The 9,417-nt window shown below is 69.9% G+C and carries 12 protein-coding genes and 2 pseudogenes; 3 read left to right on the forward strand and 11 right to left on the reverse strand.

Features of this window, described 5'->3' with window-relative positions:
- Positions 1-29: 29 nt before the first annotated feature.
- Both AB0959_RS50470 and AB0959_RS50475 read right to left on the reverse strand, forming a co-directional pair.
- The gene (locus tag AB0959_RS50470) at positions 30-212 is read right to left on the reverse strand and encodes a hypothetical protein (protein WP_366833748.1); all 183 of its coding nucleotides are present in this window, start codon (positions 210-212) and stop codon (positions 30-32) included.
- 239 nt (positions 213-451) lie between these two features.
- Positions 452-709 (reverse strand): annotated as a pseudogene (locus tag AB0959_RS50475) (hypothetical protein); the annotation flags it as partial.
- Between the two features lie 22 nt (positions 710-731).
- Here AB0959_RS50475 and AB0959_RS50480 point away from each other — a divergent pair.
- The gene (locus AB0959_RS50480) at positions 732-971 is read left to right on the forward strand and encodes a TetR-like C-terminal domain-containing protein (RefSeq protein ID WP_366833749.1); all 240 of its coding nucleotides are present in this window, start codon (positions 732-734) and stop codon (positions 969-971) included.
- A gap of 33 nt (positions 972-1,004) precedes the next feature.
- On the opposite strand, the gene AB0959_RS50485 is transcribed toward AB0959_RS50480, so the two are convergent.
- From AB0959_RS50485 to AB0959_RS50515, 7 genes are all read right to left on the reverse strand, one after another.
- Positions 1,005-1,583 (reverse strand): hypothetical protein, encoded by a 579-nt coding sequence (locus AB0959_RS50485; protein WP_366833750.1) that lies wholly within the window; start codon positions 1,581-1,583, stop codon positions 1,005-1,007.
- A gap of 104 nt (positions 1,584-1,687) precedes the next feature.
- Positions 1,688-2,110, reverse strand: a complete 423-nt coding sequence (locus AB0959_RS50490; protein WP_366833751.1) for a cupin domain-containing protein — start codon at positions 2,108-2,110, stop codon at positions 1,688-1,690.
- A 22-nt stretch (positions 2,111-2,132) separates the two neighbouring features.
- Positions 2,133-2,435, reverse strand: a complete 303-nt coding sequence (locus AB0959_RS50495; RefSeq protein ID WP_366833752.1) for a putative quinol monooxygenase — start codon at positions 2,433-2,435, stop codon at positions 2,133-2,135.
- Entirely contained in the window at positions 2,432-3,487 is a 1,056-nt protein-coding gene (locus tag AB0959_RS50500; RefSeq protein WP_366833754.1) for an Ldh family oxidoreductase, read from the reverse strand. Before AB0959_RS50500 ends, AB0959_RS50495 begins: the two co-directional genes overlap by 4 nt.
- Positions 3,488-3,619: 132 nt before the next feature.
- Entirely contained in the window at positions 3,620-4,345 is a 726-nt protein-coding gene (locus AB0959_RS50505) for a GntR family transcriptional regulator (protein ID WP_366833755.1), read from the reverse strand.
- Between the two features lie 56 nt (positions 4,346-4,401).
- Complete coding sequence (locus AB0959_RS50510) at positions 4,402-6,102, reverse strand: alpha/beta hydrolase (protein WP_366833756.1); 1,701 nt, start codon at positions 6,100-6,102, stop codon at positions 4,402-4,404.
- A gap of 148 nt (positions 6,103-6,250) precedes the next feature.
- The gene (locus AB0959_RS50515) at positions 6,251-6,835 is read right to left on the reverse strand and encodes a TetR/AcrR family transcriptional regulator (RefSeq protein WP_366833757.1); all 585 of its coding nucleotides are present in this window, start codon (positions 6,833-6,835) and stop codon (positions 6,251-6,253) included.
- Positions 6,836-6,991: 156 nt separating this feature from the next.
- Here AB0959_RS50515 and AB0959_RS50520 point away from each other — a divergent pair, with 156 nt between their 5' ends.
- Both AB0959_RS50520 and AB0959_RS50525 read left to right on the forward strand, forming a co-directional pair.
- Positions 6,992-7,618, forward strand: coding sequence for a hypothetical protein (locus AB0959_RS50520; protein ID WP_366833758.1), 627 nt, complete (start codon positions 6,992-6,994; stop codon positions 7,616-7,618).
- A 261-nt stretch (positions 7,619-7,879) separates the two neighbouring features.
- A complete protein-coding gene (locus AB0959_RS50525; protein WP_366833764.1) occupies positions 7,880-8,347 on the forward strand; it encodes a GNAT family N-acetyltransferase in 468 nt (155 codons plus the stop codon).
- Between the two features lie 90 nt (positions 8,348-8,437).
- Here the strand turns inward: AB0959_RS50525 and AB0959_RS50530 are convergent, their stop codons facing one another.
- A complete protein-coding gene (locus tag AB0959_RS50530) occupies positions 8,438-8,647 on the reverse strand; it encodes a DUF397 domain-containing protein (RefSeq protein ID WP_366833759.1) in 210 nt (69 codons plus the stop codon).
- A pseudogene (locus AB0959_RS50535) lies at positions 8,644-9,417 on the reverse strand (helix-turn-helix transcriptional regulator); the annotation flags it as partial. The pseudogene AB0959_RS50535 and the gene AB0959_RS50530, both read right to left, overlap by 4 nt.

The following is a 9,417-nucleotide window of genomic DNA, read 5'->3' on the forward strand; positions in this document are numbered from 1 at the left end:
GGGCCGTTTCGTTCAGGGAGAGGGCGAGGTCAGGCGCCTTGCCCGTGACCGCGGAGAAGTCCGGCGCCCGCGCCGAGCGAGACGGCCCCCATGCCCGCGGCGGTCACGAGGCCCTGCGTGCCGTCGACGGCGAAGGGTGCGACCGCGGCGACAACGAGGTTGAACAGGAACAGGAACCACAGGACGGGACGGGAGGAGAGCAGCGCCTTCATGGGTCTTCCTTCGTGTTTCGGAACGTGTTCCGGGGGCTCTTGGCTTCCCCTGCGGGGAGCCGTTGACCTTGCGGGATCAACGATTCCGCCATCGGCCCGGCGCCACGAGGGCGTGCACTCCCCAGCCGTGGTGTAGCCCGCTACACCAGGCGCCGAAGCGCGGAAGCGCGGAAGCGCCGAAGCGCCGAAGCGCCGAGGCGCCGAGCGACTCCCTCCCGCTCCTCGTCCCCGCCCCCGGTTCAGGCGCGGGCCTCGGCGGTCATCCTGAGGTCGTTCAGCCATGCTTCGAGGCCCGCGCCGAGTGCCGCGGTGGCGGTGGGGACGTCCGCTTCGACCTGGTCGCCGGTCCAGGTCTCCCCGGTGTGGACGCGTACGCCGCCCTTGACCTCGGTGAAGCGCCACAGGTGGACGCCGTTGTCGGTCCGCAGTCCCTCGCCGATCGCCGGGCCGCTCCACAGGACGCACGTGCCGCGCTGGACCTGGCGGACCGTGAAGGTCCGGCGGCGAGTGCGGCGACGAGTGCGGCGGCGTTCGACGCGCACGTCGAGGGCCACCGGCAGTGGGCGGCCGACCACTCCGCCCCCGCCCGCGGCCCTCCGCCGGGCCCTGACCTTCTGGACCCGGCTGCACGGCCTGCTGTCCCTGGAGCTGGCGGGCCACTTCACCGGCATGGGCTTCGACCCCGCGCAGCTCTACGCGTCCGAGGTGGACGACCTGTCGGCCCAACTGACCGGGCCGGGCCCCGCGGCCCGGGCGTGATCCAGACGACAGGCCCTGGCCTGGGTGTCAGGATCAGCGGCTGCCCGTCCAGCTGTGGGCCACGTCGATCACCAGGCGGTCGTCCAGCTGGACCACCCGGAACGGCAGCCGGGCGCGGACACCGAGACCGATCTGCGTCTCGCCCTCGAAGCTGCCGGCGAACCGGGTGTCCCGGAAGGTGCTGTACCCGGAGACGTTCACACCGGGCAGGGGGCGGCCCACCTTCCCCGAGTACGTCGGCGCGCCGCTCTCCGGGGCGTAACTCGGCGCCCCGACACGGACGTCGAGCACCGCCCCGCCGCTGACCGGGATGTACTCGCCGGACGGGTCCTGGTACAGCCGGTCGACGTAGCGGACGTAGTAGCCGATGTGGCTGCCACCACCGGGGACGTCGACGACCATGCGGTCGAAGCAGTCGTGGCGGCCCGTCCTGATGTCCTTCAGCGGTACGGCACCGGCGGTGGCACCGCCCTTGGCGCCGCTGCCCCAGCCCGTCGGGCAGGCCGCGGCCCGTGCCGCGGCCGTCGGCACGGCGCTCGCGGTGCTCGCCGCGACCCCCAGCCCGGTGCCCGCGAGGACGAGTGCCGCCACTGCCGCTCCGATTCGTCGCATGATTCCCCCTTGGCCGTATGGCGATGATGTGGGGTAAGACCTATGGATATGCCGGAAGGTTGCATACCAGCTTTCTCCGGGGTCTGGTACCCACCTGGCGCGCCTCACACGGTGGGCGCCCCTCCCTTGTCGTGTTCGGAGAGGTGCGCGAAGGTCTCGCCGGTGGCGGTGATGGTGCGGGTGACGTCCCGGCCGCCGTACACCCAGTAGATCCGCATGACGCCCTCGCCCCGGTTGAGGAAGCGGTGCGGGACGCCGGCCGGGACCCAGGTCGCCTCACCGGGCTCCAGGTCGAAGAACTCACCGTCGATCTCCGCCGTCGCCTCGCCTTCGAGGATCAGCACCGACTCCTCGACGTTGTGGCTGTGCAGGGGCAGGCCGGTGCCGGGCTGGAAGACGGTCTGGCCGGTGGTGATGAGGGACTTCTCGGAGTTCCACTTGCCGACGTAGGGGAGGGTGGCGACGCCTCCTCCGCGGTCGAAGCGCTCGACCTCGTCGGGGTGGATGAGCAGGTGGTGCGTGCACATCGGGACGCCTTTCGTTTTTCGCTCAGGAGTGGTGGAACAGGCGGCGGGAGAGCGTGTTGACCTGGCTGCCGGGGACGACGTACCGCGCCGCCGCCTCGCGCCAGACCTTGAAATGGGGTGCGGCGCGATGGGCTTCGACGGCGGCCTCGTCGTCGTAGATCTCGTGGAAGACGAAGTGGTGGTCGTCCTCCAGGTCGCAGACGACGTCGAAGTAGCGGCAGCCGGGCTCGTCGGTGAAGGAGCGCGAGGCGTTCTCCTCGATGGCCTTGAGGAAGTCGTCCCGGCTGCCGGGAACGACCTGGAGGGACACGGTCAGCGCGATCATGCGGATATCTCCTGGGGAAGGGGTACGGCGGTGGTGTCGGCGATGCGCGCCAGGGCGGCCCAGGTGTCGTCGGCGACCGTGATGCCCTCGGTGCGCAGGCGCTCGGCGGTGCGGACCTCCGGCTCGCCGGGGACGAGGACCTCGGCCGCGCCGGGGGCGGCGGGGGTGGACTTCGTCTCCTCGATCAGCGCCTCCATCCGCCGCTCGAACTCGGCCGGTTCGGCCATCGACCGGATGTCGACGCAGATCAGCAGGTGGCCGACGCCGCTGCGGCCGGTCGGCCGGTAGGGGCCGACGACGGACGAGCCGAAGGCGCTGCCGGTCAGCACGCCCGCCAGCACGTCGAACATGAAGGACATGGCGTAGCCCTTGTGGCCGGCCATGGGCAGGATCAGGCCCTCGATCGCGCGGCGCGGATCGGTCGTCGGGACACCGTCGGCGTCGGCCGCCCAGCCCTCGGGGATCGGCTCGCCGCGCTCCCGGGCGTGGTAGATCTTGCCGCGCGCCACGGCGGTGTTGGCGATGTCCATCACGACCGTGCCGTAGCGGCCGCCCGGTGCGGCGATCGACCACGGGTTGGTGCCGATCCGCTTCTCCCGGCCGCCCCACGGGGCCATTGCGGGGCTGGCGTTGGTGGCCAGCAGCGCCACGCAGCCCTGCTCGGCGGCCTTGCGGGTGAAGTAGGCGGCCGTACCGAAGTGACCGGAGTTGCGTACGGCGACGGCGCTGATGCCGTGCCGCCGGGCGCGCTCCACCCCCTGGCCGACGGCACGGTTCGCGAGCACCTGGCCGAGGCCGTCCCGGCCGTCCACGACGAGTACGGCGCCGTTGTCGCCGACCGTCGCGGGAGCGGCGACGGCGGCGGTCGCACCGCTGGTGATCCGCGAGAGGTACCACGGCAGACGCAGCATTCCGTGGGAGGCGTGGCCCCACAGCTCCGCGACGACCAGCGTGTCCGCGAGGACACGGGCGTCCTCGGGCGGGACCCCGTAGGTCTCGGTGGACGCGGCGGCGAACCGGAGCAGGTCGGCGGCGCCGACTGTGTGGGGCATCTGTGTGTCCTTCACGTCGAACCCGGCGGGTGCTGGTGCTGCTGCATCCACGTACTGTATCCAGTCCTGTATACAGGAAGGCGGGCGAAGAGAACACGGTCCGAGAGGAACCGAACCGCCGGGCCGCGACCGCTACCGGGCGGCGTCCAGGTGCACCTCCGCACCGATCACGAAGTCCTGGCTCGTCACGCTCTCGATGAGGGCCTGGAGAGTCTGCGCCAGATGGTGCCGGCACGCCGCCTCGGCGGCCTCGACGTCTCCGTTCGTGATCGCCTTGAGCATCGCGCGGTGCTCTTCCAGGGAGGTCAGCATCCGGCGTGGCCCGCTGTGGGACAGGTGTCGCAGACGCACGGTCTGGCTGCGCAGATCGCTGATGGTGCGCGCCAGATACGGGTTGCGGCACGCCACGACGACCGCCTGGTCGAAACCCTCGCTCACCTCGTAGAAGTCGTGGTACGACCTCGCCTGCGCGGCCGCGTCCAGAGGCCGGAACGACTCCTCGAACTCCTCCAGCCGCTCCAGCAGTTCGCGGAAGGGGACCAGCACCCGCTCGTCCGCCGCCCCCGCGGCTGCCACCATGGCGGCAGCCCGGGGCTCCAGCAGCATCCGGAACTCGAACAGGGCCCGCACCCCGCCCAGCGAGATGGCGGCGACCCGGGCCACCTCGCCGGGCACGAAGTCGACCAGCCCCTCACGGGCGAGACGCCGGATGGCCTCGCGGACGGGGGTGCGCGAGGCGCCGAGCCGCTCGCCCAGCTGCACCTCGCTCAACTTGGTTCCGGGCCGCAGGCGCAGCGACTCGATGTCGCCCTTCAGCCGCTCGTACACCGCTTCGCTCTTGCCCGTGGCCCGGACCATGGAACTCCTCGCCGCCTCCGCCGCACCCTGCCTCTGTCTGTCTGTCTGTATACAGGCTACTGCGCGGCCCGCAGGGTGCCGATGCGGTCGAGGCGGTCGCTGACGCCGTTGCGGAGTTCGCCGAGTGTCGTGCCGGGCGGAGCCACCGTGGGCGTGGAGGACGGCGGCTGGGTCTCGTCCGCGCAGGTCGTTCCCCGGGCCGGGACCTTCAGGTCGACCAGGTAGCCCGTGATGGCGTCCGTCGCGCACACACTGCGGTTGAGGGCGGTGTGCCCCTCGGCGTCGAACGTGAGCAGACGGCCGTTGTCGAGCTCCCGGGACAGCGCCACCGCGTCCTGGTACGGAGTGTCCGGGTCGCCGGTGTTGCCGATGACCAGGATCGGCGCCGAGCCCTTCGCGCGGTAGGAGCCCTCGTAGCGGCTGGGGTGCTCCCCGGTCCACTGCGCGCAGGCCGTGGCGTGCTGGTGGTCGTAGGTCGGCGGACCGTAGGCCATCGCCGGGCCCAGCAGCGGTGCCAGCCTGGCGTTCTCGGTGACCTGCCGCTTCAGCAGGGCCGGGTTCTTCGGGTAGTCCTTGTCGACGCACTCGACCACGACGTTCGGGTTGAGGAAGTCGAAGCTGGCCGGGGACGGCGGCCGCAGCAGGAAGGACGTGTTGTCGCGCTGCTGCGCCTTGCGCAGGGCCTCGCCGAAGGAGGGCCAGATGACCTTGCCCGAGTTGATGTTGAACATCAGGCGGTAGACGAGGGTGTAGCCGTTGGCCTGACCGCCGTTCGCGGTCGGCACCGGGTTGGCGTCGAGGTCGGCCTTGAGCTTCTCGAACGCGGCGCGCGGATCGCCGTCCCCGAACCCGCAGGTCGCCTGGTCGGCCTTGCACCAGTCCAGGAAGCGGCTCATCGCGCCGTCCAGGGCCAGGTACTGGGGCCGGTCGTACTCGTACGGCTGGTATGAGTAGTGCTTCGGGTCGTACGCCCCGTCCAGCGCCAGGGCACGCACCCGGTCCGGGAACATGGCGGCGTAGACGGTACCGATGTAGGAGCCGAACGAGCGCCCGTAGTACGTGAGTTGATCCTCACCGAGCGCCTGGCGCAGCAGGTCGATGTCGCGGGCGACGTACTGCGTGCCCACGTACGGAACCAGGTCGCCCGCGCGGTCCTGGCAGGCCTGGTCGAAGGCGGCGGCCTGTTGCACGGCCGGCTCGTAGGCGTCCGGGCCGGGGACGCCCTTGGCCGCGGTGACGGCCTGCGTGTACGTCGGGTCGTCCCAGCACTCGACCTGGGAGCTGCGCCCGACGCCGCGCACGTCGTAGCCGAAGACGTCGAAGGAGTCGCGCAGGGCGGCCGGCAGGTCCGCGTAGTTGCCGCGGACGAAGTCCACCCCGGAGTTGCCGGGGCCGCCCGGCTGGAGGAAGAGGGTGCCCTTCTTCTTCGACTGGTCGGCGGCCTTCTTGCGTATCACCGCGAGGGTGATGGTCTTGCCCTGCGGGTCGCGGTAGTCCAGCGGCACCTGGGCGTTCGCGCATTCGAAGCCGCCCTGACAGTCGGACCAGGCGAGGGACGGCACGGGCGGCGCGTCGTCCTGGGTGGCCGTCAGGGTCGTCTGAGTCGTCTGAGTCGTCTGGGCTGTCCTGGGCGTCTGGGCTGCCATCACCGGGGTCCCCGTCCCGGTGACGGCAAGGGCCGCCACGGTGGCTCCGGCGATCCCCAGCCGCGTCAGGCGACGGCCCCAGCCGGACGAGTTGTGCTCTTGCGTGGTCAACGCGTGTTTCCCCTCGTCTCCTCGTCATCAAGTGCCCTTGATGCACATGAGTTTGAGAAGTATGTAGCGCAACTGGAGGGGAAAAAGCGACGGGAGTGACCCGGTGGTTGTCCTTCCACTTCATCTCGTCACTCATAGGCGGTGGGCCTCACACGTTCGGCAGCCACGGCGCCAGTGCGGAGTCGACCGCGCGGACGACCATGTCCTCGTCCAGCCGCATGCCGAGCATGAACCGCTGGAACAGCAGGGGGCCGAGGACCCGGGAGACCAGGTCCCTGGCGTGTTCCTCGATGCCGGGGCGGAGTTCGCCGCGTTCGACGGCGGAGGTGAGCATGCCGGTCAGGTGCTCGTCGGCGCGGCCGAACATCTCCTCGCGGATGCGCCGTACGCCCTCGTCCCGCTCCGCCCGCTCGATGACGGTGGCGATGACCGACGCGGAGACCGGCTGGTTGAGCCAGTCGGCCTGCTGCGCCAGGTGGGTCACGAGCTGGTCGCGGACCGGGCCGTCGTCCAGCGTGAGCAGGGGGCGGGCGTCGGTGGCGAGCGCGTCGAGCAGCAGGGACTGCAGATCGGGCCAGTGCCGGTAGACGGTGGCCCGGCCCACGCCCGCCCGCTCGGCGACGGCCGCGTGGGTCACCCGCTCCGGCCCGCCCTCGACGAGGAGTTCGGTCGCGGCGGCCAGGCAGGCGGCGCGGCTGCGGCGGGCGCGGGGGTCGTCGCTCGTCCGGGACATCAGGAGCACCTCTCTCACGGAACAGCTATGAGACACCTTGACTCACAATTTCTCTTCGATACATACTGTCTCACAGATGGAGCGGAGGCCGGTCGCCGAAGCGCACACCATCAGCCACAGGTTCGACGAAGTCCCAGGAAGCCGAAGGAGACACCCATGTCCACGACCACGACCACGACCACGACCACGAACGAGAACGCCATCGCCCTCCGCTTCGCCGACCGGGCCACCGCCTACCAGGCACTCAGCGTGCTCAAGCACCTCACCTCGGCCACCACGGACGTCCGTGCCGCGGTCCTGATCGAGCGCCTGGACGACGGCACCGTCCGCGTCCCCGAGGGCATGGAGACCATGGCGGGAAGGAACACGGCGGTCGGCGGACTCGTCGGCTCGCTGGTCGGCATACTCGGCGGACCCCTCGGCATGCTGATGGGCTGGAGCGTCGGCGCGCTGATCGGCGGCGGCCACGACTACAAGCGGGCAGCCGCCGCCACCGGCACGGTCGGCGTCTACTCACAGCACGTCCCTCCCAACGGCACGGCCGTCCTCGCCGAGGTCCGCGAGAGCGACACCGAAACCCTGGACCTGCTCGCCATGCGCTACGACGCCGTCCTGGAGCGCCGCCCGGCCGACTCCGTACGGGTCGAGCTGAAGGCGATGGCGGAGGCCGCCGACCGGATCCGCAAGGAGGAGTCGAAGGAGAGGCGCGACCGCAAGCGCGCCGAGACCGAGCAGAAGATCAAGGACCGCGTCACGACGCTGAAGCAGAAGATCGCCGCGTAGTCGGCACCGGCGAACTCCCCCAGCGCGGGGCACAAACCCCCCATGCCCCGCAAGGTGAGGGCGGGGCCACCCCGGCTCCGCCCTCACCGCTCGTCGCGGCTTCGCTGTCTGGTCAGGGCATGCATCGGCCACTGCGAAATCAGGTGGACACGTCCTGGATTCACCACGACGATGCGCGCTGTGACAAACAAAGCCGAGCGCCGGACCCCAGCCGGCACGAGCCCGAAGTCCCTGCGATTCGTTGAGTTGTCGAGCACGGCCATGACCGCTTTGCTGAACGACGACCTTGCTCAAGCCAGTGCCGAAGCAGGTGTCGCTCTCACCGAGTACTTCGTCACCGACACGGCGAAGTGGGTGTGGCGGTATCGGGTCAATCAGCTGACCTCGGACCCGGGTTGTGCGGGGTGGCTCACCCAGATAGTGGTAGCTGATCCGGAAGGTGCCGTGGTGGGGTACGCCGGGTTCCACGGACCGCCGGACGAGGCGGGCATGGTGGAAATCGGTTACTCGGTGGTCTCCGGCTACCGTCGTCAGGGCTATGCCCGGGCGATACTGACCGCGTTGATGCATCGGGCCGTTGCCGAAGCCCGAGTCAGGACCCTGCGGGTGACGATCAGCCCTGACAACACCGCATCGCTAGCCACGATTTCCGGGTTCGGCTTCGCGGAGGTCGGAGAGCAATGGGACGAGAAGGACGGCCTCGAGCTCATATTTGAAATACCCGTCTGATCAAGCTGCCGTTCTCAGCGGCCGGCCTCCCTCAGCGGATGCTCTGTAAGCACAGAGAGGACGGGGCAACGCATCCGAAGGATCGTGAGGTCAGCTTCCCGATGCGTAGGCCACGAAGTCCGCCCAGGCATCCTGCGTCAGCTCAAGCTGAGGGCCTTGGATGTCCTTGGAGTCCCGGACGTGGACCGTGCCGGGAGTGGTGGCGATCTCGACGCAGGAGTCGCCTTCACTGCCGCTGCTGTAGCTGCTCTTGAACCACGCCAGGCCCGAGGCGTCCCCGGCCGAGATCTTGCGGATCATGTCTCCCCCAGCAGTTTCTCGATGAAGGCGGTCGACTCACGCGGTGTGAGGGCCTGCGCCCGGATGATGCCGTACCGCAGTTCAAGGATACGGAGCTGCCGAGGCTCCGAGACCGGCCGGCCGTTGGCCACCACTGGCGAGCGTCCCACCGCCGATCCGTCAGCGAACTTGAGTACCTCGATGCCGCCATCCACTCCGGCATGCTCCTCACGGTCCATCGGCATCACCTGAAGTTCGACGTTCCGCAACTGCCAGGCCTCCAGCAGATACTCAAGCTGGCCGCGCAGCAGCGCGTGCCCACCAAGCGGACGTCGCAGCGTCCACTCCTCCAGAACGAAGCTGAGTTCAGGCGCCGGATCCCGCTCGAACACCGACTTGCGGGCCACGCGCGCCGAGATGAACCTCTCCACCTCGTCCTCGGTGTACGCGGGGCGACGCATCAGGAGCAGCCCGCGTGCGTACTCCGGCGTCTGCAACAACCCGTGAATGTTCAGCGGGTCGTAGAGCTGAAGCTCAACCGCCCTGGCCTCCATCTGCGCCAGGTCCCGGACCTTCTTCGGGTACCTGACCTACTTCACGTCCTCCTTCATCGCCGCCAGCAGCCCACCCGCCCCCAGCACCTCGTCCGCCTTGTCCAGATAGTCGAGCCGGGGGATCCGTTTCCCCCCCTCGATCTTGTAGACCATGTCCTCGCCGTACCCGACCGCGTCCCCGAACTCGGCGGCCCGCATCCCCACAGACTCCCGCCGCAGCCTCAACTGCCGCCCCAC

The organism is Streptomyces sp. NPDC046862 (assembly GCF_040704615.1).
GTDB lineage: Bacteria > Actinomycetota > Actinomycetes > Streptomycetales > Streptomycetaceae > Streptomyces.